Consider the following 24,382-nt stretch of genomic DNA (forward strand, 5'->3'; position numbering starts at 1 on the left):
GCGAAGTGGCGCTTCTGCGCGAAGAGCTCGACATGCTCAAACGCGCCTTCCGCCGCCACTGCGTCGAAACCAGCTAGCGCTGCGCCGCCTGCAACGCGGCGGACAACACGTGCCGATCCCCAACGTGATTGGCGAGGATCAGAATGAGCCGCGCGTTCAGCGCATCACTGTCCTCTTTGCTCAGCCCCTGATGTACCGCCAGCAGTTCGTCATAGAACCCGTCCGGGTCCGCAATGTTCGGCTCAAGGTTCAGTTCCATCACGCCCCCTTTCCCAATGCGATCCGCATGGCACTTGCGACATCGTCGACTGACGCCTCTGGCCACCGCGCAACCACGTGTTGATCAGGTCGGATCAGGTACACGGCGCTCTCCGCATCGCCTAGGTAGCGCTCTTTCAGAAACGGATTGCTGCGGGCCGTCAAACCCAGATGGGTCAGCGGCACGCCGTCCACCTCGGCAATATCCGGCGCAGGTGCATCAATGCACAGCAGCGTAAACCCACCCGGCAACCGATCCAGCAGATAAGTCTTGCCCAGTTTCGCATCCACCGCAGGCGCCCCAACGCGAGTCCGGTCCGGCCCGTCCAGCATATCCGGCCCGTTCAATGACAACCCGTCATACACACATGGCACCGACAACCGCCCCGAATTGACCAAGGGCCGGGCAAAGGCGTGATCCCGCGCAAGCTCAAGCACTGCATTGCGGAACACCTTGCTGATCTCGCTCTTGGGCGTCAGGAAATCAGTCGCGCGGGTGGAGTTCAGAATGTTCTCATCCGCCCCATGCACCCGCTCCTCAGAATAGGTGTCCAATAACGTCTCGGGCGCGAGACCGCGGATCACGAAATCCAGCTTCCACGCCAGATTGTCCGCATCCTGTACGCCACTATTGGCCCCGCGAGCGCCAAAGGGCGACACCTGATGCGCGCTGTCCCCGGCGAAGATCACGCGATCATGTCGAAACTCCTGCATCCGACGACACTGGAAGGTGTAGATTGAGGTCCACTCCAGCTCATACTCCGCCCCCTCGCCCAGCATCGCATCGACGCGGGCGCGCACATTGTCCTCGCGCAGCTCCTTCTCGCGGTCGATGTCCCACCCAAGCTGAAAGTCGATGCGCCAGATGTCGTCGGGTTGCTTGTGCAGCAGCGCCGACTGCCCCGCATCCTTGAAGGGTGGCTCAAACCAGAACCACCGCTCGGTCGGGAAATCAGCGGTCATCTTGACGTCAGCGATCAGGAAATTGTCCTCGAACACCCGCCCGTCAAAGCTCAGCCCCATCATGTCCCGGACAGGTGACCGTGCGCCATCACAGGCAATCAGCCACTCGGCTTCGATCTGATAAGATCCATCGGGCGTGTCCACATCCAGCAGCACATGATCGTCCTGCTGATCCAAGGTTGTAACGGCATTGCGCCCGCGTATCTCAATCGGCGCGCCTTCGTCCTGCGCCACACGGATCTCATCGACCAGAAACTTTTCAAAGTACGGCTGCTGCAGGTTGATGAAGGCCGGGCACCGATGCCCGTCCTCGGGCTGCAGGTTGAACTGAAACACGCGGTCGTCGCCGTGAAAGACTTTGCCCACGTTCCACACAACCCCCTTGTCGATCATGCGCTGCCCCGCACCCAGCCGATTGGCAATCTCCAGCGTGCGCTTGGCAAAACAAATCGCGCGGCTGCCCTGCCCAACGCCGTCATGGTCATCCAACACCAGCACCGGCGTGCCCTTGCGCCCAAGGTCCAATGCCAAGGCCATCCCAATTGGCCCTCCGCCGACAATCACAACTGGGTGCCGTTGCGCCGGCATCGTCTGCGCCGAAACAGGGGCGTATGGGTAGAGTTGGAATTGAGTTTTGTAGCGTTGCTTGATCATGTCAGGCCCCGATCTGGCTTACCACGTAACTTGCCATTGCAAGGACGAGCGCCAGGACCGCCGACACCACGCTAAGCCGCCCTACTCTTGATCGAAACACGGTGGCAAAGATGTATCCCCAAGTACTTGCCTCAATCTTCGAATTCCGGGAGTAATCCCGTGGCGTTTCGAGGGTCGCACTCGAACCAATTGTAAGTAGCGGCGCTGCATGAAAAAAGAAAAGAATCCACGCGCAAAAACCGGTTGCGCCAGCGGTCCACCCAAGGATCACAGTCCAACTCACCCCTGCAACGCCTCCCACATCTCGATGTCCCGCTTATCCGTCCAAATGCGTGGATGTGCGATTCCACGCGCCTCGTCATAGGCGCGGGCGACGTTGAACGGCAGGCAATGCTCATAGATGGCATAGTCGCTGAACTTCGGATCACATTCGGCACGCACCGCATCCCACGCCTCTTTCAACGACCCGCCGCGCGCAGCAACCCGTGCTGCAGGACGGTAGGTGCTGTCCACAAAATCCCGCGTGCTCTCAATGGCCTTGTTCACCATCTCGGACCCAACAAGCGCATCCCCGCGCCCGGGCGCAATGGCATCGACGTCATAGGCCTTGATCGCATCCAGCGTCCCGCCCCAATCGCCGAAATACCCGTCACCGCAATAGCAGGCCGAATGATATTCAACGATGTCACCGGTAAACATCACGTTCTGATCCGGCACGTGAATGACGGCATCCCCCGCCGTATGGGCGCGGCCCAAATGCTTGATGTCCACGCGGCGATCGCCAAGGTACACCGTCATGCTGTCGGAAAACGTTGTCGTGGGCCATGTCAGCCCCGGAATGCTCTCATGCCCCTCAAACAGACGCGGAAAACGTTGGAATTCGCTGTCCCAATCCTCCTGCCCGCGCTCGGCCACCATGCCGCGCGCCATGTCGGACATGATGATCTGATCGGCGCCATAGGCCGACGCCCCGAGTACCCGCACCGCGTGGTAGTGGGTCAGCACCAAATGCGTGATCGGCTTGTCCGTCACGGTACGCACCTTCTCGATCACCTTCTCCGCCAGGCGCGGGGTTGCCTGCGCCTCGACAATCATCACGCTGTCATCGCCGATGATCACGCCGGAATTCGGATCCCCCTCGGCGGTAAAGGCCCACAGACCCTCTCCGATCTCGTCAAAGGTGATGGTCTTTTCGGTCATGTCACCTTGAGAGGCGAAGGCTTTGGCCATGTGTCGGGTCCTTTCAGGCGGGCGTTTCGGCGTCTGGTTGTTGATCAGGGTGAGCAGCGGCAACAGCGGGCACGTTGAGACAGGCTGCCTCGATCCGCTGTACTTTGGGAAAGGGGCTCACATCCACCCCCCATCGATGCGCGTTGTAAACCTGCGCCACAAGGCACAGATCGGCAAGGTCTGGCGCTTGCCCAAAGGCAAAGGGTGTGTCGTCCTGCACGAGCGTTTCGAAAGCCATGAAACCTTCGATCATCCAATGCCGCATCCAGTCCATCACGCCGTCCGTGTCCGCGCCATAGGCGTCGCGCAGATGGGTCACGACACGCAGGTTGTTCACCGGATGCACATCAACTGCCATCGTATAGGCCGCCGCCTGCACTCGCGCTCGCGCGAGCGGATCGGCGGGCAGCAAAGCGGGTTCAGGCCAACGCGCTTCGATATAATCCAGGATGGCAAGTGATTGGGTCAGCACAGACCCATCTTCCAGCACCAACGTCGGCACGCCCTTGCCGGGGTTCATCTCAGCATAGTCCGCATTCTTCTGTGACCCGGCCAGCAGGTCGACAGGGACCGTTTCAAATGGCACGCCCTTTAGGTTCAGCGCCGCCCGCACGCGGTAGGACGTCGTCGAACGCCAATAGCTGTAGAGGGTCAAAGGGGCGGTCATGCGGTGTCCGTTGCCAAAGTCGTCGCATCGGTAACTGTTGATTTTGTAACCAACAAGCCTCAGCGCAGCAGGGCGGAAGACCACGCCTCAAGAAACAGCTCTCGTTTCAGCCGATCCAGATAGACCAGCAACCCGGGATCAAGGCTGACGACATTCAACACCTGCGCATCCCCATCCCCGATCGAGGGCAACGGAAAACCGGGCCGATCTTGCGCGGACCAAGCGCCGGAGGTCAGGTAAGACACCATAGCCTCGGCCGTACCGCCCACATCCGTGCTGTTAAGCACCAGCGCGGTGCGCATCATCGTCGTAGCAAAGTCTTCGGGCGTGATAATCGTGACCTTGTCCAGCGTCTCGGGCCGGGTTTGGGCGTAGCTGCCTAGCACGTTATAGGCCACAAACAACTCGCCCGAAGCCAGATCGTCAATCATGTCGCCCGAGCAGCAATAGAGCTGCGCATCCAGGTTTCCAAACACTTCCATCAGCCGCCAGAACGTCTCGGACGCGCGCGCATCCTGCGTGGCGAATAGGTAGCCGAGACCGGACAGACGCACATCGTAGGTGCCCAAGCGGCCCCTAAAATGCTCGGGGTCCGCACGCAGGGCCTCGATCAACTCTTGCCGGGTCGTGGGGAGCGGGCGCCCCTCGAACGCCGCGCGGTTCAGAACAACGGTTGCAGGTTCCAGCGTGAAGCCAAACACACTCTGCCGCCATTGCGAACCCGCTTGCTGCGCCAGCCCTGGCAAACGGCGGGCGAGCCCGTCATTCGCCAGCTTCAACTGCAAATCCATGGCGCTCGAAATCACCACGTCAAAGCAATCACCACATTCCGCAATCAAGGTCAGGATGTCCGCCGAGCCTGCGACGGCATAATCGACAGAAACGGACGGATTGCGGGCAATAAACCCCTCGACAATGGGCGCGAAGATATCCGTGTCCGTACTCGACAACACGCGCAGGGTCACGCCGTCCTCGCCGTGAAACATCTGGCGGTCTTCCAGCTCTGCTGCGGCCAGCGCGCCCGCCCAGAGGAGAAGGATCACAGATACAAAGTTGCGCATGCCCCACCCCCATCCAAGTTCGCCAATTCCAGCCGCCCGCCATGGGCCTCGGCCACGTCCTGCGCAATGGTCAGACCCAAACCGGATCCCACGGTGTCCCCCGCATTGGCCCCACGCTGAAAACGCTGCGACAGCTCTGTCATCTGTTCGGCGGGAAACCCATCGCCTTCGTCACACACGACAATGGCAATCGGGTCGTGCTGCACTTCGATCCGAACAGTTCCCTCGGGCGGAGAATACTTGAGCGCGTTATCAATCAGATTACGCACGGCATTCTGAATCAGAATTGGATCGCCCTGCACCTCTACCGGACCGTCGGCCAGCAGCTGCAACTCCAAATCCTTCATCTCGGCCACAGGAGTCAGCCGGTCCACAAGCTCCCGGCAAATCCCGACAAGATCAATCTTCCGCCGCTCCAACTGGTCCCCGCGAAAGGTGACCATGGCATGATCCAAGAGCTGTCCCGCCGCCCGGCTGCTCTCGTCAATCGCCCGGATCATGGACCGCAAGGCGGCGCGGTTCTCGTCCTTGTCCACGCGCATCAACGTCGCCTCGGCATGGGTGCGCACAGTAGCCAAGGGAGTCCGTACGCGATGCGCGGCCTCCGCGATGAATGTCTCGGACTGGGTCAGCGACGCACTCAACCGCGTCATCAGCGAATTCAACGATGTGACCAAGGGCGACAACTCGGTCGGCACCGGACGCACAACGGGCCGCAAATCGCGCGGACCTCGTCGCGCCACAGCTTCGGCCATCTGGCTGAGCGGTCTCACAGTTGATCGGGACGTCCACAGCGCCATACCCGCCGCCAAGACAAAGAAGGCGCCGCCAAACAGCGCAGCATTCACCGAAATCGCCCAAAGCGTCCCGGCCAGACTGTCCCGGGTCTGGGCCACACTGACAGTCAACAGCACAGGCGCAGGTCCAGCGGGCAAAGCACGGGTCAACGTCGCAAGTCGCACCTCTGCACCCCCAAACGCCTGCGTCTGGAAATCCAATCCAACCGACGGATCAAACGGACCCTCAGCCAAACCGTCATACCCGGTCAACAGCGCATCCCCCTGATGCACGGCGTAAAACACACGATCGTCCGCAGCGGTGTCCAACATGGCGAAGGCAGCATAGGGGACATCCACTTCGATCCGCCCATCACGCACCACCGCAGCATCCATCAAAGACGTCAAAGACGCCTCAAGTATGCGGTCCTGCCCCTGCTGCGCGATTTGCTGGGCATAGGTGCGGACAACCAGAAAGAACAGCACCGCCAACAGCGCGGCGCCGCCAATCAGCGTCCAGGTCAGCCGCCGACGCAAAGATGTCGCGCTACCCCTCATCCAACCGGTACCCCAAGCCACGATGGGTCGAAATGGTCAGGCTCGACGGCTCAAGATGCTTGCGCAACCGACCCACATACACCTCGATCGCGTTCTCGGTGACCGTCCCATCATAGGAAAACAACCGGTCCACCAGCTTGTCCTTGGAAAAGATTTGGCCCGGCGCATTCATAAACAGCTCCAAAAGCCGCAACTCGCGATTGCGCAGGGTCACGTCATGACCGCCAATCGTCAAGACAGACGCCACCGGATCAAGGGCCGCATCGCCCCGTCGAATGACGGTCTGGGCCGACCCGGTGCGACGGCGCAAGACCGCGCGACAGCGGGCCTGCAACTCGGCATGGTCAAAAGGTTTGGTCAGATAATCATCGGCCCCAAGGTCCAGCATGCCCACACGGTCTGACACCTCGGAACGTGCCGTCAGGACAATAACAGGCGTATCATCCTCTTGCGCCCGATGACGCTCAAGAAACGCGCGACCGTCCCCATCGGGCAGCATGATGTCCAACAGGATCAAATCGTACTCTCCGACACGCAAAAAGTCTGATCCGTCGGACAGCGTCGCGGCGTGGTCAATAACGTGCCCATCCAGACGCATCCGGGTACACAGCGCCCCGGCCAGTTCTGCATTGTCCTCAATCAGCAGGTATTTCATCCAATCCGCCCAGAACTGCGGCGCCATGACAGGTTTATGTCAGGTTCGCATGTTTTCAGGGCAGCATTCGCGTGAAAACGCGTGAAGTCAAATGGGAGGACATCATGAAAACGTTCCAGATGGGCCGCAGGGCCCTGCTTGGCGCAGCTATGGCATTTGGCCTGAGCGGCGCAGCATTCGCAGACGGCCACCAGGTCGTCGACAGCATCCACTTCCTGATCCCCGGCGGCGCCGGCGGCGGTTGGGACGGCACTGCGCGTGGCACCGGTGAGGCGCTGACAGGTGCGGGCCTCGTGGGCACTGCATCCTTTGAAAACATGTCGGGCGGCGGCGGCGGTAAAGCCATCGGCTACCTGATCGAAAACGCGGAAAGCAACCACGGCACGCTGATGGTCAACTCGACCCCCATCGTGATCCGTTCGCTGACAGGCGTATTCCCACACAACTTCCGTGACCTGACGCTGGTTGCCGGCACCATTGGTGACTACGCGGCCATGGTTGTGGGCAAGGACAGCCCCATCAACTCGATGGAAGAGCTGCTGGCCGCCTATGATGCCGACCCGAATGGCACGGCCATCGGCGGTGGCTCTGTTCCCGGTGGCATGGACCACCTCGTGGCAGCCATGGTCATGGAAGCAGCAGGCAAGGACGCGCTGGGCGTGAAATACATCCCTTACGATGCGGGCGGCAAAGCCATGGCGGCGCTGCTCTCGGGTGAAATCGCGGCACTGTCCACCGGCTTCTCCGAAGCGGTTGATCTGGCGAATGCAGGCGAGGTCAAAATCATCGGCGTGACTGCACCTGAACGTGTGGATGCAGCCCCGGACGCCATGACCATGAAAGAGCAAGGGATCGACACCGAGTTCGTGAACTGGCGTGGTTTCTTCGGCGCACCCGGTCTGCCCGAAGACAAGCTGGCCATGTATCAGGACGCGCTGACCAAGATGTATGACACCCCGGAGTGGGAAGAAGTGCGTGCGCGCAATGGCTGGGTCAACATCCACAACAACGGGGATGACTTCCAAACCTTCCTCGAAGGTCAGGAACAGGTCATCGGTGACCTGATGAAGAAGCTCGGCTTCCTCTGATCTGATCGCTTTGGATGCGGGGCTTTTGCGGCCCCGCATCTGCCCGCAGCGGGGGTCAAACCGTTAAAATTAAGTAAAATTAACCCTTTTTCTCAATGAAATCATGGGTGTCCCCGCGGGGACAGATCAATCGGGGGATATCATGGCACTGGATCGCTGGATCGGACTGATCCTTTTGGGCATTTTCGCCGCCTACGGCTACGCCGCATGGTTCACCATGGATGGCAGCCTCGCCCCCTTCATGCGCCGCAACCCCATCTGGCCCTCGACCTTCCCCAAGGTGCTGAGCGTGATGGGTATTCTCGTCGGCCTCATCATCGTCCTGGGCCTCGAAAAAGGCGACAAACCGCGCGAGGAAAACCCCTCGGTCATCGTCTACCGGCAACTCAGAGAATTCAAACTCGGCCAGGCCAGTCTGCTCCTCGGCCTCATGGTCGCTTACGCCCTGCTGCTCCGCCCCGCCGGGTTCATCATCGCCACCGTAGGCTTCCTCGTCATGGGCTCTGTGATCCTCGGCGAACGCCGCTGGGTAACGATGGTCGTCGTCGCGGGCATCGCCACCGGCGTCGTCTGGTATCTGGTGCAGGTGGTGCTTGGCATCTTCCTGCGCCCGCTGCCTGCATTCATGGGGGTGTAAGGACATGCTCGAAGGTATCCTGATCGGCCTGCAAACGGCCTTCTCCATCCAGAACCTGCTGATGGTCATCGGCGGCTGTTTGATCGGTACATTCATCGGCATGTTGCCGGGCCTCGGCCCGATGTCGATCATCGCCATCATGATCCCTGTCGCCATCTCTTTGGGCGACCCTTCCGCCGCGCTGATCCTGCTCGCGGGCGTCTACTACGGCGCCATCTTCGGCGGCTCGACCTCCTCCATCTTGCTCAACGCGCCGGGGGTCGCAGGCACAGTCGCGACCAGCTTTGATGGCTACCCCATGGCGCGCGACGGCAAAGCGGGCAAGGCCCTGACCATCGCCGCCATCGCGTCCTTCTGCGGCGGCTCCATCGGGGCGATCCTGTTGATGATCTTCGCACCGATGCTGTCGTCGGTCGCGCTCCTCTTCCACTCCGCCGAATACTTCGCGCTGATGGTCGTGGGCCTCTCGGCCATCGCAGCCTTCGCAGGCACGGGTCAGGTGGCCAAAGCCATCATGATGACCTTGCTCGGCCTGATCATGGCAACGGTGGGCGAAGGTGCTCTGTTCAATATGCCCCGCTTCACCATGGGGCTCATGGACCTGCAATCTGGCTTCGCCTTTATCACCCTCGCCATGGCGATGTTTGCATTGCCCGAAGCGCTGTATCTTGTCATGGACCCCAATCGGTCCAAGACCGGACAGTCGGGAGACATCAAAGATCTGCGCATCACGCGGGACGAAGCCAGGTCAATCGCACCGGTTGTCGGTCGCCAGTCCCTGCAGGGATTCTTCATCGGTGTCTTGCCCGGTGCGGGTGCGACCATCGCCTCCTTCCTTGGCTACGCAGTTGAGCGCAACATCGCGCCCGAGAAGGAAAAGGAGCAGTTCGGCAAAGGGTCCATCAAGGGCCTCGCCGCGCCTGAGACAGCGAACAATGCCGCCTGTACTGGATCGTTCGTGCCGCTACTGACCCTTGGCATCCCCGGCTCCGGCACCACTGCGATCTTGCTGGGTGCGCTAATCGCGCTGAACGTGACGCCAGGCCCGCGCCTGATGGTGGACGATCCGCAGATTTTCTGGGCTGTCATCATCTCGATGTATATCGGCAACCTGGTTCTTCTGATCCTGAACCTGCCGCTGATCCCCTACATCGCCAAAATCCTTGCGGTCCCGCGCAACTTCCTGATCCCCTTCATCCTCTTCTTCACGCTGATGGGGGCCTATATCGGGCAGAACAACGCGACAGAATTGCTGCTGCTCGTGGGCTTCGGCATTTGCGCAACGATTCTGCGCTTTGCCGACTACCCGCTGGCCCCGCTGCTCATCGGGTTCATCCTAGGTGGGATGCTCGAGGACAACTTCAGCCGGTCCATGCAGCTTTATGACGGCGTTAGCTTCATCTGGGAACGCCCAATGACGCTCGGTCTGCTCGTCATCGCAGCCCTTCTGGTGGTCCTTCCCAGCTACCGCGCACGCCGCGCGCGCCTCAGGGCGCAAGGGGTGGCGGACGGTGACTAAACCGCTGGACGGGGTCCGGGTCCTTGACCTGACCAACGTCCTGGCGGGGCCCTTTTGCTGCCACCAACTGGCCCATATGGGCGCAGACGTGATCAAGGTCGAGGCCCCCGGACGCGGCGACCTTGCCCGGCAATTGGGGGCCGATCCCGAGTTGAATGCGAAAGGAATGGGGGTGTCCTTCCTCGCGCAGAATGCGGGCAAGAAATCGGTCACGGTGAACTTCAAACATGCGGACGGCAAAGCGCTGTTCTTAAGGCTCGTTGAAACCGCCGACGTGGTGGTGGAGAACTTTCGTCCCGGTGTCATGGATCGACTAGGGTTGGGCTATGAGGTGCTGAAAGAGCGCAAGCCAGACCTGATCTATTGCGCAATTTCCGGGTTTGGTCAGGACGGCCCTTGGGTCGATCGCCCAGCCTACGACCAGATCGTGCAAGGTGTGTCCGGCGTCATGTCCATCACTGGCGATGACAATAGCGCACCGCTGCGCGTGGGATATCCGGTGGCAGATACAGTAGGCGGAATGACAGCGGCCTTTGCCGTGGCCTCCGCCCTCAATGCCCGTCCCCGCGGGGCATTTATCGATTGTTCAATGTTGGAGAGCGTGTTGGCGACCATGGGATGGGTTGTGTCCAACCATGTGATTGCAGGGGTGGAGCCACGCGCAAACGGGAACGAGAATCCAACCTCTGCCCCATCCGGCACATTTGAAACCGGGCTGGGGCTGATCAACATCGCGGCAAACAAGGACGAACAGTGGGTGTTGCTGACGGATTTCCTTGGCTTGGATGAACTGCGCGACCGGGCCGGCTACAACACACGGGAAGATCGAAAACGGAACCGTATGGAGCTGCGCGCCGAGATCGAGGCGGCGCTTGTGGAATGGACCGCGGTTGACCTGGCCCGTGAGCTAAACGCCATCGGTGTTCCGGCGGGCGCTGTCATGTCAGTGCCCGAGGTGTTGTCCCATCCACAGATCGCGGACCGTGGGTTGATGTTGCGCTATCCGAACGTGCCCGGTGTTGGGCGGGACATCGAGGTAGTGAATACAGGGGTCAAACTGGATGGCGCACCGCTAACGGTCCCAACGCCGCCGCCGCAGCTTGGTGAACATGCGCTTGAGATTTGGCGCACGCTGGGCCTGAGTGAACAGGACATTGCGGACCTGACCGAGAAGGGGGCGATATGAGTGACGTTTCTGATTGGTGGTCCACCGAGATCATCGACATGGCGCCCGGTCAGATCAGGCTTCGCGGGCATCCGATTGAGGGCCTGATTGGCGCGGTGAGCTTTCCGCAAATGATCTGGTTGATGACCCGCGGCGACATGCCGTCCAAGGCGCAGGCGAAACTGTTCGAAGCGGCCTTGGTCGCCGCCGTGGATCACGGACCGCAAGCCCCGTCGATTGCTGCCGCACGGATGGCTGTGACTTGTGGCTTGTCGTTAAACGGCGCGATGGCATCGGCCGTGAACATGCTGGACGATGTGCATGGTGGCGCGGGTGAACAGGCGGTAGAGCTGTACGGTCGTATTGATGCCAGCGATGCACCGTTGGCAGAGGTTCTGGATGCGTGGCGTGCAGAGCATGGGCCGTTTATTCCGGGCTTTGGTCACCGATTTCACAAGCCGGTCGATCCACGCGCACCAAGGCTTTTGGCGCTGGTTGACGAGGCTCGAGAATACGGAACCGTATCCGGGAGATATGCTGCGGTGGCGCGCAGCATTGAGGCGGCGCTTTCCGCAGAAAAAGGCAAGCCTGTGCCCATGAATATCGACGGTGCAACGGCTGTCATTTTTGCCGAGTTAGGCTTTCCCGCGCCCTTGGCTCGGGGGCTGTTTTGCCTGTCACGATCCGTTGGCATTCTCTCGCACGCATGGGAGCAACAGCAGCAGGGTGGCCGGAACAAAGGACCAACTCCGCCCGGCTATCGTTGGACCTATACTGGCCCCAATCCCATTGAAGACTAGCGGCCCATCCAGCCGCCATCGACCAGCATCACATGGCCGTGCATATAGGCCGACGCGTCCGAGGCGAGGAAGACAGCCGGGCCTTTGAAGTCCTCCGGCTTGCCCCAGCGGCCCGCTGGGATACGCTCCAGTATGGACTTGGAGCGCACAGGATCGTTGCGCAGCGCTTCGGTGTTGTCGGTGTCGATATAGCCGGGGGCGATGGCGTTGACGTTCACGCCCTTGCTGGCCCATTCGTTGGCAAAAGCCATGGTCAACTGGCCAATCCCGCCCTTGGACGCGGCATAACCCGGAACTGTGATCCCACCCTGGAAGGTGAGCAGGGAGGCGGTGAAGATGATCTTGCCCGACCCGCGTTCGACCATGGTTTTGCCCACCTCGCGGGTGAGGATGAACTGCGCGTTCAGGTTCACCTCGATCACCGTATCCCACATGTCGTCGGGGTGCTCTGCGGCAGGAGTGCGCAGGATGGTGCCTGCGTTGTTGATCAAGATGTCGATCTGCGGGTGGTCTGAGAGGACTTGGGCGGCGAAGGCTTTGACGGCGGCGCGGTCTGAAAAGTCGCATGCGTATGGTTTGAATTTGCGCCCTAGTGCCTCGACAGTTTGTTGCACCTCAGAGCCGGGTGCGAGTGTCGCACTGACGCCGATAATATCGGCGCCCGCTTCGGCCAGCGCTTCTGCCATACCGCGCCCAATGCCGCGTTTTGCGCCGGTAACGAGGGCGGTTTTGCCGGCCAGGTCGAAAGTGTTGAGAACGGACATTTACAGGCCCTCCGTCACGCGGATCATGGATTTCATGGCATTGGGGTTTTCGGTGAGCGTCTTGAAGGCACCTTCGATGTCATCAAGCCCCTGGATGTCGGTGATGAAGGCGTCACAATCGACGACGCCCTTGGCGAGCAGGTCCATGGCCTTGTCGTAATCCTCGGGCCGATAGACGCGGGCGCCGATCAGGTCCAACTCGCGCCAGAAGAACTGGAACATGTCGATCTGGGGTTTCGTGGCGTGGATCGCGACCATGACGATACGCCCGCGTGTGGCGGCGGCGGCGGTCATCAGATCGACGCCGGGTTGGCTGCCGGACACTTCGAACACCACGTCAGCCCCTTTGCCGCCTGTCGCCTCGTGCATGGCCTTCGCGACGTCGGTTGTTTTGGGGTCCATCGTTGCGAACCCGATCTTTTGCGCGAAGGCGAGGCGGTTGTCGTTGATCTCGGCCACCGTGACGTTGGCCCCTGCATTGCGCGCAGCCATGGCGACCAGCATGCCGATGGGGCCGCCACCGATGACAAGCACGTCTTCGCCCGGTTGCACCTTGCCCCGATCCACGTCGTGGACGGCCACGGCGAGCGGTTCGATCAGGGCGGCGTGGGAGAGGTTGAGGTCAGAGGGTAGGACGTGAACGGTATGGGCCGGGACGTTCCATTTCTGCTGGAACGCACCATCACTGTCGATGCCGATGAATTTAAGGTTGTGGCAGATGTGCTGGTGACCTGCGTCACAGGCAGGGCAGTCGCCGCAGTGATCAAGCGGACGGACCACAATTGGCTGGCCCGGTTCGAAGCCATCGACACCTTCCCCGACAGCCGCGACAACGCCAGACATCTCGTGCCCGATGGTGCGTTCAAAGCCGACGCGGGCATCCATATGGCCGAGATAGATATGCAGGTCCGTGCCGCAAATCCCGCAATAGGCCACGTCGATCTGCACCTGACCGGGGCCGGGTGCTGGGGTTTCCACCGGTTCGACCGTGAAGTGTTTGTCGCCGCGATAGAACGCTGCCTGATGCGTCATGGGTACTGTCCTCTCTCCCTGTTGGCGTGACTGTGGACCGGAGGGAAAGGGGCGATCAAGGGTTGCGGTGAATTTCGTGAAACCGGAATCTCAGGACTTGGCGACCAAGGCCTTGGCGGCGGCCACGATGCCATCCGTCGAGGGAAGCGTGGCGGCATAGGCGGGGCCGGTCGCGATGAAGCAATCCTCGGCGGTGATCCGGGCGATGTTTGGTATCCCCGCCTCCGTGAACAGGGCCATGATCGCCTCGGATTGGCTGCCGGTACGGCGGCATTCGTCGACGATGAGCGTGGCAGCGCAGGCCTGCGCCTGTTCGATCAGCGCGGCTTCTGGCACTGGCGCAAGCCAGCGCATGTCGATAACACGGGCGTTAATGCCGTCGGCTTGAAGGGTTAGCGCCGCCTGTTCTGACAGGTAGCGCCCATTCCCGTATGTGACGATGGCAAGGTCGGTGCCGGTGCCGCTGACCCCAACATCGCCCGGCGCGATCCGCTCGTCGGGGGCGGGGTAAACCGACATCCAGCCCTTATCGCCTTCGGCGTGCAGGTCGCGCATGGGGTATAGGGCGATCGGTTCGATGAAGACCACGACGCGCTCTTCTTCACGCGCAAGGCGGACGGCTTCGCGCAGCATCTTGGCCGCGTCGTCACCACGCGACGGGCAGGCGATGATCACACCCGGAATGTCGCGCAGGACGGCAAGGGAGTTGTCATTGTGAAAGTGCCCGCCGAAGCCGCGTTGGTAGCCGAGCCCGGCAATCCGCAGCACCATTGGGTTGGTATATTGACCATTCGAGAAGAACGGCAGCGTGGCGGCTTCGCCCCGTAGCTGATCCTCGGCGTTGTGGAGATAGGCGAGGAACTGGATTTCGGGGATGGGAACAAATCCGTTGTGGGCCATGCCGATGGCCAGGCCGAGGATGGATTGTTCATCAAGCAGGGTGTCGATGACGCGGTGCGAACCAAAGCGCGCTTGCAGCTTTTGCGTGGCGCCATAGACGCCGCCCTTTTTCCCTATGTCCTCCCCCGCCATGACAACTTCGGGGTATTCGAGCATCAGGTCGGTGAGCGCCCAGCTGATGAGTTTGCTCATCACCTGTGGTTCTTCGCTGCTACGCAGATCGTTGCCGAAAACCTGAGCGCGTTCTTCTACAGAAGGTCCGTTTGTGGTGTCGCATTTGCGCTCTGGGGGGATCAGGCTGGCGCTGACATCTGCTGCGGTTTGCAGGCGCGCACGTTTGATGACCTTTGCGGCGAGGCCCTCACACTCGGCCCCGATCTGCTCATAAAGCACGAGTGCGTCCTCTGGCATGGTGGTTCCGCTGTCGCGGAGCAGGCGCGCAGTGTGGAGGAGCGGGTCGTTGGCCTCATCAGCTTCGATGTCGGCCTTGGCACGATAGGTGGCTTCGACGTCGGATCCGGCGTGCCCGTATAGTCGAACGGTGCGTATGTGCAGGAACGCAGGTCGTTTTTGGCGGCGGACAAAGGCGGCGGCTTCGGCCGCAATCCGTGCCGTTTCAGCGACGTTCAAACCGTCACAAGAGAAGTACTTGAGACCCGGCTTGGCCGAGAAGTTAGCGGCAATCCAACCGGATGGTGTGGACGTCGAGATGCCGATGCCGTTGTCCTCGCACACGAACAGCAACGGCAGAGGCGCGTTTTGGAAACTGGTCCAACACGCCGTATTGATCGCCCCCTGCGCCGTGGAGTGGTTGGCCGAAGCATCCCCGAATGAGCACATAACGATGCTGTCGTCGGGCAGGCTTGCGTGCTCCGGACGCTGCCGTTTGGCAAGGCCGATGGAATAGGCAGCCCCGACCGCCTTGGGCAAATGACTGGCAATGGTCGAGGTCTGCGGCGGAATGTTCAGCGCCTTGGACCCAAGCACTTTATGGCGGCCACCGGACATCGGATCCTCGGCAGAGGCCGCAAAGCTGAGCAGGATGTCCCATGCGGGGTTCTGATCAGGCACCTGACCTGCGCGCGCGATCTGGAACGCCGCATCGCGGTAGTGCAGGAACGCCATATCAGTGGGGCGCAAGGCATGTGCGACACCCGCCATTCCCTCGTGCCCGCTGGAACCGATGGTGTAATACCCCTGCCCTGCCTTCTGCATCGCGCGGCTTGTGCGGTCGAGTTGCCGGGACAGGCATTGCGCGCGGTAAAGGGTCAGAAGCGTTTCGGCATCCATGTCGCCAGCGTCACCGCCGGTTGGCAGGTCGTTGGCCTTGAGCCGCCGGTGGAAGTTGTCGTGAACGATGGCGGCGCGATCCATGAAGTGGCCCGATGTGGTTAAGGTCAATGCCCGCATAGAACAGCGCACATGCAGAATGGTCCAGAGGCTGTGAAAAGCGTTACGAAATATAACCGCCCACACATACATGTGTAACATTTATCATTGATCGGAATCGCCGCACGCTCTATTTTCCAAATAGGAGGACTTGCATGGACGCATGGATTTGTGATGCGCAGCGCACGCCCATTGGGCGGTATGGCGGTGCCTTGTCTGGCGTCCGCGCTGATGATTTGGCGGCGGCTCCTATCGCTGCGCTGATGGCGCGCAACCCCGATATGGATTGGGCTGCGGTCGATGATGTCGTCATGGGCTGCGCCAATCAGGCGGGCGAGGACAATCGCAATGTGGCCCGAATGGCTGGGCTGCTGGCAGGCCTGCCCGTCGACGTGCCGGGGATCACGGTGAACCGTTTGTGCGCCTCTGGCATGGATGCTGTGGGTATCGCCGCCCGTGGCATCAAGGCGGGCGACATGGATATGGTCGTCGCCGGTGGGATCGAAAGCATGAGCCGCGCGCCCTTTGTCATGCCCAAGGCCGAAGCCGCGTTTTCACGTGCCAATCAGGTGTACGACACGACCATCGGCTGGCGGTTCGTGAACCCCAAGATGAAGGCGGAGTATGGAATCGATTCCATGCCGCAGACCGCCGACAACGTGGCCGCCGATTGGCAGGTGGAACGCGAGGCGCAGGATGCCTTTGCCGTGCGGTCGCAGGCCCGTTGGGCAGCGGCGCATGAGGCTGGCGCATTTGCGGACGAGATTGCGCCCGTGACCATCCCGCAGCGCAAAGGCGATCCGGTTGTTGTAGACACGGACGAGCATCCGCGCCCCGGCACGTCGGTCGAGAAGCTGGCGGGGTTGCGCGGGATCAACGGGCCTGAGCTGACCGTAACAGCAGGCAATGCATCGGGCGTGAATGATGGCGCGGCGGCGATGCTCATTGCCTCGACCGAGGCGGCTAAGGCGCAGGGATTGGCGCCCATGGCACGCGTTGTCGGGATGTGTGCTGCCGGGGTTGAACCGCGCGTGATGGGCATTGGCCCGGTGCCTGCCTCCGAGAAGGTACTGAAACGTACCGGACTGACCATCGACCAAATGGATGTGATCGAGCTGAATGAAGCATTTGCCTCGCAAGGTCTCGCGACGTTGCGCAGCCTTGGCGTGGCCGATGACGACTCACGTGTGAACGCGCAAGGCGGTGCAATTGCCATCGGTCACCCACTGGGCATGTCGGGCGCGCGGCTGGTGATGACCGCCGCCTATCAACTGAAACGAACCGGCGGCCGCTATGCCCTGTGCACCATGTGTGTGGGTGTCGGGCAGGGTGTTGCCATGATCTTGGAAAGGGCTTGAGACGATGTATGCACAGATGATCAAATCCGAAGCGACGCAGGACGATCCCGAAAAACTGGCCGCCTTTCAGGCCCGCATTGACGCAGGCGACAAGATCGAGCCCAAGGACTGGATGCCTGCGGGCTATCGCAAGACTTTGATCCGGCAGATCGGGCAACATGCGCATTCCGAGATCGTCGGCCAACTGCCCGAAGGCAACTGGATCACCCGTGCACCAACGCTGGAACGCAAGGCAATCCTGCTGGCGAAGGTGCAGGATGAGGCTGGGCACGGGCTGTATCTGTATTGCGCCGCCGAGACGCTGGGAGTGTCCCGCGATGAGTTGACCGAAATGCTGCTGGACGGGCGGATGAAGTATTCGTCCATCTTTGCGTATCCGACCCTAACATGGGCGGATATGGGGGCTGTCGGCTGGTTGGTCGATGGGGCCGCCATCATGAATCAGGTGCCGTTGCAGCGGACATCCTACGGCCCCTACGCCCGTTCGATGGTGCGCATCTGCAAAGAGGAGTCTTTCCACCAGCGCCAGGGCTTCGACATCATGATGAAGATGGCGAACGGAACCGAGGAGCAAAAACGGATGGCACAGGATGCGCTCAATCGCTTCTGGTATCCGTCCCTGATGATGTTCGGCCCGTCGGACAAGGAAAGTGTGCATTCCGAGCAGTCGATGGCGTGGAAGATCAAGATGAATTCCAACGACGAGCTGCGCCAGAAATTCGTGGATCAGACAGTGCCGCAAGCGGAGTATCTGGGGCTGACGATTCCGGATGAGACACTAGCCTGGAACGAAGAAAAGGACGGCTATGATTTTGCCGAACCGGATTGGTCCGAGTTCTTTGACGTGCTGAAGGGGAACGGCCCCTGTTCGGTCGAACGGATCGAAGCGCGTCAGAAAGCTTGGGATGATGGCGCATGGGTGCGCGAGGCGCGGATGGCACATGCGGCCAAGAAGCAGGCAGCGAAGGTGGCGGCGGAATGAAACTGGCTCAACTCAACGTGGGCTATGCCCGCTATCCAACCGATGATCCCCGCATGGCGGAATTCATGGGCAACCTTGATCGCATGAACGCGATGGCGGAGCGCAGCCCTGGCTTTGTCTGGCGGATGCAGTCAGACAGCGGGAACGCAACCGATATCTCCGTTCCGGGCGATGCAGAGATGATTGCAAACATGTCGGTGTGGGACGATGTGCCGAGCCTTGGGCACTATGTGTTCAACACGCTGCACGCGCGCTTTTACGAGAAGGGCACGAATTGGTTTGTGCCGATGAAAACGCCTCATTTTGTAATGTGGAACGTGCCGGATGGACATATCCCAACGCTGACTGAGGCGATGGAGCGATTGGCACATCTGACAGAGCATGGATCAACTGAAGATGCCTTTGGCTGGGACGCGGTTGATTCATCAGCTTGGCGTCGCTGCGCCATGGCAGCGGGGTGATGAGATGAAACAGGAATGGCCCCTATGGGAAGTTTTCATTCGCGGCCAGCACGGGTTGTCGCATCGGCATGTGGGGTCGCTGCATGCAACGGATGCGGAACATGCAATCCAGAACGCACGGGACGTCTATACCCGTCGCAAGGAAGGCGTGAGCATCTGGGTGGTGCCTGCGGCTGACATCACGGCCTCATCCCCCGATGACAAGGAATCGCTCTACGACCCTGCAGACGACAAGGTGTATCGCCACCCAACCTTCTTTGACATTCCAGACGATGTGGGGGCGATGTGAGCGTCACTGGTCTGATCCGCATGGGGGACAACACGTTGGTTCTGGGCCAGCGGGTGTCGGAATGGTGCGGGCATGCGCCTGCGCTGGAAGAGGACATTGCCCTTGCCAACACCGCATTGGACCTGATTGGGCAGACGCAACTGTGGTTGGGCCTTGCTGCCGAGCGTGAAGGTCAGGGGCGGACCGCCGACACGCTGGCCTATCACCGCGACGCATGGGACTTCCGCAACTTGCTGCTGGTCGAACAGCCGAACCGGGATTTCGGCGTGACGATGATGCGACAGTTTCTGTTTGATAGCTGGCATCTGGAAGCATTGACCGCGCTGGCCAAGCACGATGATGCAGCGATCAGCGCGATTGCGCAGAAATCCGTGAAAGAGGTGACCTATCACCGCGAGCGGTCCAGCGACATGGTCATTGCCTTGGGCGACGGAACGGAGGAAAGCCACGCGCGGATGCAATCCGCCCTCGATCGACTTTGGCCCTATGTGGGCGAAATGTTCACCACCGACGATGACGATCTGATTGATATGGCTACGCTACGCCCCGCCTTTGGTGCGCATGTGGGGGATGTGCTGGCCGAGGCGACATTGGCCCGACCGGACAGCGACTTCGCCCATCTCGGCGGCAAAACGGGAACGCGGCATACCGAACATCTGGGGCACATGCTGGCCACCATGCAGGTGCTGCCTCGCAGCTACCCGGATGCGACATGGTAACGACCCGCCCCTCGGTGAAGGACGTATGGACATGGCTGGCCGCCGTGCCGGACCCGGAAATCCCTGTCATCTCGCTTGTCGATCTGGGGATCATCCGCGATGTGCAATGGCAGGGCGACACGCTGGAAGTGACGGTGACACCGACCTATTCCGGCTGCCCTGCAACCAGCATTATCAATATCGAGATTGAGGCCGCGTTGCGCGCCAATGGGATCGAAAACCTGTCTCTAAAAAGGCAAATCGCGCCACCTTGGACCACCGATTGGATGAGCGATGCGGGTAAGGCCAAGCTGGAAAGCTATGGGATCGCACCGCCCAAAACCGCTGGTGGACCAGATCGCTGTCCCCATTGCCAGTCACCCAATGTGGAAAAGATCAGCCAGTTCGGATCGACCCCCTGCAAGGCGCAATGGCGCTGCACCGACTGCCTGGAACCTTTCGATTATTTCAAGTGCATCTAAAGGACCCATCGCCATGACAGACGCAACATCGTCACCCAAAGCTGTCGTTGAATCCTACATCAAGGGAACAGCAACCCGTGACGTGGATCTCTTGAAGTCCATATTCCACGACGCGGCTGTCATGACCGGTTGGCTGGGGGCAGACCTTCTGCAGGGCGGACCTGAACCCTTTTATGGTGCGCTTGAAGGCAATGAGGTCGGGGCCGACTACAACGCGGAGATTGTGGCACTGCAGGTCGATGACAGGATTGCCACTGCCTCGATCACCGAGCGGAACCTGCTTGGCATGTCCTTTGACAACCATTTCCAGATCATTCAGCTCGCGGACGGCACGTGGCGTTTGTCCGCCAAGTTGTTTCGACACTTCTGACGTATGACCATGGCGCAATTTCACCCCCTGACCGTGACAGATATTCACCACACCATCCGCGACGCGGTGGTTCTGACCCTTGAACCCGACGATCCAGAGGTATTCCGGTTCATCCCCGGCCAATATCTCACGTTCAAACAGGACTTTGACGGGACCGAGCTGCGCCGGAACTATTCGATCTGTGCCGGGCTGGATGAGGGCCATTTGCAGGTGGGCGTCAAACGCGTGGACGGCGGGGCTTTTTCCACCTACGCCAACACGGAGTTGCGGGTCGGGGACACCCTGTATGCGATGCCACCCATGGGCAACTTCCACACGAAAATAGAGCCTAATAAGGGTAAATTATATATTGGCTTTGCAGGTGGGTCTGGCATCACCCCCGTTCTGTCGATCCTGAAAACCGTACTTGCCCGCGAACCTAACAGCACCTTCACCCTGATCTATGCCAACCGGGCCGTACACACGATCATGTTCCGCGAACAGCTGGAAGACCTCAAGAACCGCTATATGGGTCGATTTACCCTGATCCACGTGCTTGAAACAGGGCAGGACATCGATCTGTTTTCCGGCCGTGTGGATCAGGAGAAATGTGGGGCGCTGTTCAAATCCTGGATCAATGTGGATGCTGTCGATACCGCGTTCATCTGCGGGCCCGAACCAATGATGTTGGCGATTTCCGAGGCGCTTGAGGCGCATGGGTTTTCCAAGGACCAGATCAAGTTCGAACTGTTTGGCGCTGGGCAGCAGGGGCGGCTGGCAAAACAGGCGGTGAGCGCGCGGGCCGAAGGTGCTGCCGAAACCAGCGTGAAGATCACGCTGGACGGAACCACCCATCAGATGGAAATGACCAAGGATTCGTCTGTGTTAGAGACTGCTTTGGCAAATTCTCTGGATGCACCCTTTGCCTGCAAGGCAGGCGTTTGTTCGACCTGCAAGGCCAAGGTGACCGAGGGCGAATACGAAATGCTGACCAATCACGCGCTTGAGGATTACGAGGTCGAGGCAGGGTTTGTCCTGACCTGCCAATGCTATCCGATCAGCGACACGCTGAACATCGACTACGATCAACACTAGGAGGGCATCATGCGCCAGGTTCATTCTTTCGCCGCCGGTGCGTGGGTGCCGCCCGGGTCCGGCGCCCGGTCCATTGCCAGCGCCATCACGGGGGACGTGATTGCCGAGGCCGGGAATGACGGTTTGGACGTGCAGGGCATGCGCGCCTATGCGCGGGAGGTAGGCGGCCCGGCACTGCGCGCGATGACCTTTCATGACCGCGCACGGATGCTCAAGGCACTGGCCTTGCATCTGCGCGAACATCGTCAGGTGCTCTATGATCTGAGCTTTGACACAGGCGCCACGCAAGCCGATCACCTGATCGATGTGGATGGCGGCATTGGCACGATGCTGGTCTTTGCCTCAAAGGGGCGACGCGAGATGCCGGATGCGCAAGTATATCTCGATGGCGCGCCGGAGCAGTTGGGCCGGTCCGGTCAGTTTCATGGACAGCATATCTGCACACCGCTGCAAGGGGTGGCGGTGCACATCAATGCGTTCAACTTCCCCGTTTGGGGGATGCTTGAAAAGGTCGCGCCGACGCTGCTGGCAGGCGTGCCCGCCATTGTGAAGCCCGCCACGGCAACGTCCTATGTGACCGAGGCGTGTGTGCGTTTGATGATGGAGAGTGGCCTGCTGCCCGAGGGCGCATTGCAGCTGGTGTCGGGTGGGATCGGCGATCTGTTGGATCATCTGGATTGTCAGGATGTGGTGACCTTCACCGGGTCCGCCGACACAGCGCGCATACTGCGAAGCAATGCCAATCTTCTGAACAACGCGGTGCGGTTCACCGCTGAACAGGACAGTTTGAACGCTTCGATCCTTGGGCCTGACGCGGGTCCCGGGACGCCTGAATTCGATCTGTTCGTAAAGGAAGTGCAGCGCGAGATGACGGCAAAGGCGGGGCAGAAATGCACCGCCATCCGGCGGATCATGGTGCCAGACACCCATGTGCAGTCTGTGATTGATGCGATCTCTGAACGGCTGCGCACAGTGACCATTGGCGACCCCCGGGATGAGGCCACGAAGATGGGTGCGCTTGTCTCAACCGCGCAGAAGATCGACGTGCTGGAGAAGGCGATCGTGATTGGCGTAGAGGCCGAACATGTGTTCGGCGATCCAGAAGCCTTCGCAATGGCGGACAGTCGCGGCGCCTTCTTGCCGCCGATGCTGTTTCACTGCGCAGACCCCGACGCGGCACAGGCCGTGCATGACGTGGAAGCCTTTGGCCCCGTGTCGACGGTCATGCCGTATCGAGATGTTGCCCATGCAGCCGAGTTGTTGAACCGAGGCAAGGGATCGCTGGTTGCGTCCGTCATCACCCGCGATGGAGATGTTGCGCGCGAGATCACGATGGCCTCGGCTGCGTTCCACGGGCGCCTCTATTTCAACAATCGCGACAGCATGTCTGAGGCAACGGGACATGGCGCGCCGCTGCCGCACATGGTGCATGGTGGTCCGGGACGCGCAGGCGGCGGCGAAGAGCTGGGCGGTATCCGTGCCGTCAAACACTACATGCAGCGGACGGCGGTGCAGGGCAGCCCGGACATCCTGACGGCCATCGGGCAGCGCTGGGTGCCGGGTGCAATCGAGACCTCTGACAAGCCGCACCCATTCACGCGGCCCTTTGGCGAACTTGCACTCGGCGACACCTTCAACAGCCCCTCGCGCGAGGTGACGCTGGATGACATCGAGACCTTCGCCCATTTCACCGGCGACACGTTCTATGCCCATATGGACGACGACGCCGCCAAAGCGAATCCATTCTTCCCAGGCCGGGTGGCGCATGGGTATCTGCTGCTCAGCTTTGCTGCCGGATTGTTTGTGCAGCCTGATCCCGGGCCGGTTTTGGCCAATACCGGTCTGGACAACCTGCGCTTTATGAAACCCGTCGAGGCGGGCGACAGCATCAAGGTGCGGCTGACGGTCAAGGCCAAGACGCCGCGCAACGACGAATATGGAGAGGTGCGCTGGCACGTGACCCTGACCAACCAGGATGATGAGGCGGTGGCCGAATACGAACTGTTGACGATGAATGCCTACTGACACCTATTCCCAAGCCATAAGCAGCCTGAGTGACCTCGGACCGATGCGCGTTTGGTCCTTGTTAGTGACTGTTTTTGGCGATCTGGCACCGGATCGACCGCTTGACGGCCCAACGTTATCCGCGATCATGGGTGAGATTGGGATCAAGCCGGAAGCATCGCGCGTCGCCCTGCACCGTTTGCGCAGTGATGGATGGGTCGGGTCAGAGAAGCTGGGCCGGACCAGCCTGCACAGCCTGACGCCAAAGGGACAAAGCGACAGTGATGCGGCCCGGGGGCGCATCTATGGTCAGCCCCAAGACGCCGAGGCGGTCGTGATCCTCACCGGTGCTCCGGTCGAGCTTGACCCAACCCAATTCTCGCAAGTTGCTCCGCGCGTGTTTCTGTGCGGACCGTCGGCGGCAATTCCTACGGATGCCATGCAGCTGGCACCGCAATCCTTGCCAGCGTGGCTGGGCGCACAAATCGAAACCGAGGCGATGCGCGATGCGTACAAATCACTTCACGCCGTACTGACCGACATCAAGG

25 protein-coding genes are annotated in these 24,382 nt (G+C 60.6%); 15 read left to right on the plus strand and 10 right to left on the minus strand.

From position 1 onward, the window contains the following. Positions 1–73 precede the first annotated feature (73 nt). The 7 genes from AC6RA8_RS10540 to AC6RA8_RS10570 form a co-directional block, all read right to left on the minus strand. Positions 74–259 carry a DUF2783 domain-containing protein gene (locus tag AC6RA8_RS10540; RefSeq protein ID WP_500352658.1) on the minus strand — a complete coding sequence of 62 codons (186 nt, stop codon included), beginning with the start codon at positions 257–259 and terminating at the stop codon, positions 74–76. Beyond that, entirely contained in the window at positions 259–1,875 is a 1,617-nt protein-coding gene (locus AC6RA8_RS10545) for an FAD-dependent oxidoreductase (protein ID WP_500352660.1), read from the minus strand. Before AC6RA8_RS10545 ends, AC6RA8_RS10540 begins: the two co-directional genes overlap by 1 nt. Positions 1,876–2,154: 279 nt before the next feature. Beyond that, complete coding sequence (locus tag AC6RA8_RS10550) at positions 2,155–3,105, minus strand: MBL fold metallo-hydrolase (protein ID WP_500352662.1); 951 nt, start codon at positions 3,103–3,105, stop codon at positions 2,155–2,157. A gap of 13 nt (positions 3,106–3,118) precedes the next feature. After that, positions 3,119–3,772, minus strand: a complete 654-nt coding sequence (maiA, locus tag AC6RA8_RS10555) for a maleylacetoacetate isomerase (protein WP_500352663.1) — start codon at positions 3,770–3,772, stop codon at positions 3,119–3,121. Between the two features lie 59 nt (positions 3,773–3,831). After that, on the minus strand, positions 3,832–4,833 hold the full coding sequence (locus tag AC6RA8_RS10560; RefSeq protein ID WP_500352664.1) for an ABC transporter substrate-binding protein: 1,002 nt from the start codon (positions 4,831–4,833) through the stop codon (positions 3,832–3,834). Further along, positions 4,812–6,167, minus strand: a complete 1,356-nt coding sequence (locus AC6RA8_RS10565) for a sensor histidine kinase N-terminal domain-containing protein (RefSeq protein ID WP_500352665.1) — start codon at positions 6,165–6,167, stop codon at positions 4,812–4,814. Before AC6RA8_RS10565 ends, AC6RA8_RS10560 begins: the two co-directional genes overlap by 22 nt. Then, complete coding sequence (locus AC6RA8_RS10570) at positions 6,157–6,822, minus strand: response regulator transcription factor (RefSeq protein WP_500352704.1); 666 nt, start codon at positions 6,820–6,822, stop codon at positions 6,157–6,159. The genes AC6RA8_RS10565 and AC6RA8_RS10570 overlap by 11 nt, the downstream gene beginning before the upstream one ends. A gap of 104 nt (positions 6,823–6,926) precedes the next feature. Here AC6RA8_RS10570 and AC6RA8_RS10575 point away from each other — a divergent pair, with 104 nt between their 5' ends. The 5 genes from AC6RA8_RS10575 to AC6RA8_RS10595 all read left to right on the plus strand — a co-directional run bounded on the left by AC6RA8_RS10575 (position 6,927) and on the right by AC6RA8_RS10595 (position 12,031). Next, complete coding sequence (locus tag AC6RA8_RS10575) at positions 6,927–7,910, plus strand: Bug family tripartite tricarboxylate transporter substrate binding protein (protein ID WP_500352667.1); 984 nt, start codon at positions 6,927–6,929, stop codon at positions 7,908–7,910. Between the two features lie 142 nt (positions 7,911–8,052). Further along, positions 8,053–8,547 (plus strand): tripartite tricarboxylate transporter TctB family protein, encoded by a 495-nt coding sequence (locus AC6RA8_RS10580; protein ID WP_500352668.1) that lies wholly within the window; start codon positions 8,053–8,055, stop codon positions 8,545–8,547. Between the two features lie 4 nt (positions 8,548–8,551). Continuing rightward, a complete protein-coding gene (locus AC6RA8_RS10585) occupies positions 8,552–10,066 on the plus strand; it encodes a tripartite tricarboxylate transporter permease (RefSeq protein WP_500352670.1) in 1,515 nt (504 codons plus the stop codon). Further along, the gene (locus AC6RA8_RS10590; protein WP_500352672.1) at positions 10,059–11,252 is read left to right on the plus strand and encodes a CaiB/BaiF CoA transferase family protein; all 1,194 of its coding nucleotides are present in this window, start codon (positions 10,059–10,061) and stop codon (positions 11,250–11,252) included. Before AC6RA8_RS10585 ends, AC6RA8_RS10590 begins: the two co-directional genes overlap by 8 nt. Next, the gene (locus AC6RA8_RS10595) at positions 11,249–12,031 is read left to right on the plus strand and encodes a citryl-CoA lyase (protein ID WP_500352673.1); all 783 of its coding nucleotides are present in this window, start codon (positions 11,249–11,251) and stop codon (positions 12,029–12,031) included. The genes AC6RA8_RS10590 and AC6RA8_RS10595 overlap by 4 nt, the downstream gene beginning before the upstream one ends. On the opposite strand, the gene AC6RA8_RS10600 is transcribed toward AC6RA8_RS10595, so the two are convergent. From AC6RA8_RS10600 to AC6RA8_RS10610, 3 genes are all read right to left on the minus strand, one after another. Beyond that, positions 12,028–12,795: an SDR family NAD(P)-dependent oxidoreductase gene (locus tag AC6RA8_RS10600; RefSeq protein WP_500352675.1), complete on the minus strand. Its 768-nt coding sequence runs from the start codon at positions 12,793–12,795 to the stop codon at positions 12,028–12,030. The two genes, AC6RA8_RS10595 and AC6RA8_RS10600, sit on opposite strands and share 4 nt — an antisense overlap. Beyond that, positions 12,796–13,827, minus strand: a complete 1,032-nt coding sequence (locus tag AC6RA8_RS10605; protein ID WP_500352676.1) for a zinc-dependent alcohol dehydrogenase — start codon at positions 13,825–13,827, stop codon at positions 12,796–12,798. It abuts the gene before it with no gap. 90 nt (positions 13,828–13,917) lie between these two features. Continuing rightward, positions 13,918–16,101 (minus strand): dehydrogenase E1 component subunit alpha/beta, encoded by a 2,184-nt coding sequence (locus tag AC6RA8_RS10610; protein ID WP_500352706.1) that lies wholly within the window; start codon positions 16,099–16,101, stop codon positions 13,918–13,920. Between the two features lie 170 nt (positions 16,102–16,271). Here AC6RA8_RS10610 and pcaF point away from each other — a divergent pair, with 170 nt between their 5' ends. The 10 genes from pcaF to AC6RA8_RS10660 form a co-directional block, all read left to right on the plus strand. Then, positions 16,272–17,474 (plus strand): 3-oxoadipyl-CoA thiolase, encoded by a 1,203-nt coding sequence (pcaF, locus tag AC6RA8_RS10615; RefSeq protein WP_500352678.1) that lies wholly within the window; start codon positions 16,272–16,274, stop codon positions 17,472–17,474. A 4-nt stretch (positions 17,475–17,478) separates the two neighbouring features. After that, a complete protein-coding gene (gene paaA, locus AC6RA8_RS10620; protein WP_500352680.1) occupies positions 17,479–18,456 on the plus strand; it encodes a 1,2-phenylacetyl-CoA epoxidase subunit PaaA in 978 nt (325 codons plus the stop codon). Further along, complete coding sequence (locus AC6RA8_RS10625) at positions 18,453–18,917, plus strand: DUF3291 domain-containing protein (RefSeq protein ID WP_500352682.1); 465 nt, start codon at positions 18,453–18,455, stop codon at positions 18,915–18,917. The genes paaA and AC6RA8_RS10625 overlap by 4 nt, the downstream gene beginning before the upstream one ends. 4 nt (positions 18,918–18,921) lie before the next feature. After that, on the plus strand, positions 18,922–19,206 hold the full coding sequence (gene paaB / locus AC6RA8_RS10630) for a 1,2-phenylacetyl-CoA epoxidase subunit PaaB (RefSeq protein WP_500352683.1): 285 nt from the start codon (positions 18,922–18,924) through the stop codon (positions 19,204–19,206). 20 nt (positions 19,207–19,226) lie between these two features. After that, on the plus strand, positions 19,227–19,925 hold the full coding sequence (paaC, locus tag AC6RA8_RS10635) for a 1,2-phenylacetyl-CoA epoxidase subunit PaaC (RefSeq protein WP_500352707.1): 699 nt from the start codon (positions 19,227–19,229) through the stop codon (positions 19,923–19,925). After that, the gene (paaD, locus tag AC6RA8_RS10640; RefSeq protein ID WP_500352684.1) at positions 19,919–20,386 is read left to right on the plus strand and encodes a 1,2-phenylacetyl-CoA epoxidase subunit PaaD; all 468 of its coding nucleotides are present in this window, start codon (positions 19,919–19,921) and stop codon (positions 20,384–20,386) included. The genes paaC and paaD overlap by 7 nt, the downstream gene beginning before the upstream one ends. Before the next feature lie 13 nt (positions 20,387–20,399). Then, on the plus strand, positions 20,400–20,756 hold the full coding sequence (locus AC6RA8_RS10645; protein ID WP_500352685.1) for a nuclear transport factor 2 family protein: 357 nt from the start codon (positions 20,400–20,402) through the stop codon (positions 20,754–20,756). A 9-nt stretch (positions 20,757–20,765) separates the two neighbouring features. Beyond that, positions 20,766–21,830 carry a 2Fe-2S iron-sulfur cluster-binding protein gene (locus AC6RA8_RS10650; protein WP_500352687.1) on the plus strand — a complete coding sequence of 355 codons (1,065 nt, stop codon included), beginning with the start codon at positions 20,766–20,768 and terminating at the stop codon, positions 21,828–21,830. A 9-nt stretch (positions 21,831–21,839) separates the two neighbouring features. Continuing rightward, positions 21,840–23,855, plus strand: coding sequence for a phenylacetic acid degradation bifunctional protein PaaZ (gene paaZ, locus AC6RA8_RS10655; RefSeq protein ID WP_500352689.1), 2,016 nt, complete (start codon positions 21,840–21,842; stop codon positions 23,853–23,855). Continuing rightward, on the plus strand, positions 23,845–24,382 hold a 538-nt coding region (locus AC6RA8_RS10660), incomplete at its 3' end, for a PaaX family transcriptional regulator C-terminal domain-containing protein (RefSeq protein ID WP_500352691.1). The genes paaZ and AC6RA8_RS10660, both read left to right, overlap by 11 nt.

This window comes from Tateyamaria sp. (assembly GCF_059783535.1).

What these genes read in the sequence shown, in the direction of transcription:
- AC6RA8_RS10610 (WP_500352706.1), bottom strand. Translation starts at nt 16,101, where the DNA reads ATGGATCGCGCCGCCATCGTTCACGACAACTTCCACCGGCGGCTCAAG.
- AC6RA8_RS10600 (WP_500352675.1), bottom strand. Translation starts at nt 12,795, where the DNA reads ATGTCCGTTCTCAACACTTTCGACCTGGCCGGCAAAACCGCCCTCGTT.
- AC6RA8_RS10595 (WP_500352673.1), top strand. Translation starts at nt 11,249, where the DNA reads ATGAGTGACGTTTCTGATTGGTGGTCCACCGAGATCATCGACATGGCG.
- AC6RA8_RS10605 (WP_500352676.1), bottom strand. Translation starts at nt 13,827, where the DNA reads ATGACGCATCAGGCAGCGTTCTATCGCGGCGACAAACACTTCACGGTC.
- AC6RA8_RS10575 (WP_500352667.1), top strand. Translation starts at nt 6,927, where the DNA reads ATGAAAACGTTCCAGATGGGCCGCAGGGCCCTGCTTGGCGCAGCTATG.
- AC6RA8_RS10625 (WP_500352682.1), top strand. Translation starts at nt 18,453, where the DNA reads ATGAAACTGGCTCAACTCAACGTGGGCTATGCCCGCTATCCAACCGAT.
- AC6RA8_RS10650 (WP_500352687.1), top strand. Translation starts at nt 20,766, where the DNA reads ATGGCGCAATTTCACCCCCTGACCGTGACAGATATTCACCACACCATC.
- paaC (WP_500352707.1), top strand. Translation starts at nt 19,227, where the DNA reads ATGGGGGACAACACGTTGGTTCTGGGCCAGCGGGTGTCGGAATGGTGC.
- paaD (WP_500352684.1), top strand. Translation starts at nt 19,919, where the DNA reads ATGGTAACGACCCGCCCCTCGGTGAAGGACGTATGGACATGGCTGGCC.
- AC6RA8_RS10645 (WP_500352685.1), top strand. Translation starts at nt 20,400, where the DNA reads ATGACAGACGCAACATCGTCACCCAAAGCTGTCGTTGAATCCTACATC.
- paaZ (WP_500352689.1), top strand. Translation starts at nt 21,840, where the DNA reads ATGCGCCAGGTTCATTCTTTCGCCGCCGGTGCGTGGGTGCCGCCCGGG.
- pcaF (WP_500352678.1), top strand. Translation starts at nt 16,272, where the DNA reads ATGGACGCATGGATTTGTGATGCGCAGCGCACGCCCATTGGGCGGTAT.
- paaB (WP_500352683.1), top strand. Translation starts at nt 18,922, where the DNA reads ATGAAACAGGAATGGCCCCTATGGGAAGTTTTCATTCGCGGCCAGCAC.
- maiA (WP_500352663.1), bottom strand. Translation starts at nt 3,772, where the DNA reads ATGACCGCCCCTTTGACCCTCTACAGCTATTGGCGTTCGACGACGTCC.
- AC6RA8_RS10585 (WP_500352670.1), top strand. Translation starts at nt 8,552, where the DNA reads ATGCTCGAAGGTATCCTGATCGGCCTGCAAACGGCCTTCTCCATCCAG.
- AC6RA8_RS10565 (WP_500352665.1), bottom strand. Translation starts at nt 6,167, where the DNA reads ATGAGGGGTAGCGCGACATCTTTGCGTCGGCGGCTGACCTGGACGCTG.
- paaA (WP_500352680.1), top strand. Translation starts at nt 17,479, where the DNA reads ATGTATGCACAGATGATCAAATCCGAAGCGACGCAGGACGATCCCGAA.
- AC6RA8_RS10550 (WP_500352662.1), bottom strand. Translation starts at nt 3,105, where the DNA reads ATGGCCAAAGCCTTCGCCTCTCAAGGTGACATGACCGAAAAGACCATC.
- AC6RA8_RS10545 (WP_500352660.1), bottom strand. Translation starts at nt 1,875, where the DNA reads ATGATCAAGCAACGCTACAAAACTCAATTCCAACTCTACCCATACGCC.
- AC6RA8_RS10570 (WP_500352704.1), bottom strand. Translation starts at nt 6,822, where the DNA reads ATGAAATACCTGCTGATTGAGGACAATGCAGAACTGGCCGGGGCGCTG.
- AC6RA8_RS10560 (WP_500352664.1), bottom strand. Translation starts at nt 4,833, where the DNA reads ATGCGCAACTTTGTATCTGTGATCCTTCTCCTCTGGGCGGGCGCGCTG.
- AC6RA8_RS10580 (WP_500352668.1), top strand. Translation starts at nt 8,053, where the DNA reads ATGGCACTGGATCGCTGGATCGGACTGATCCTTTTGGGCATTTTCGCC.
- AC6RA8_RS10540 (WP_500352658.1), bottom strand. Translation starts at nt 259, where the DNA reads ATGGAACTGAACCTTGAGCCGAACATTGCGGACCCGGACGGGTTCTAT.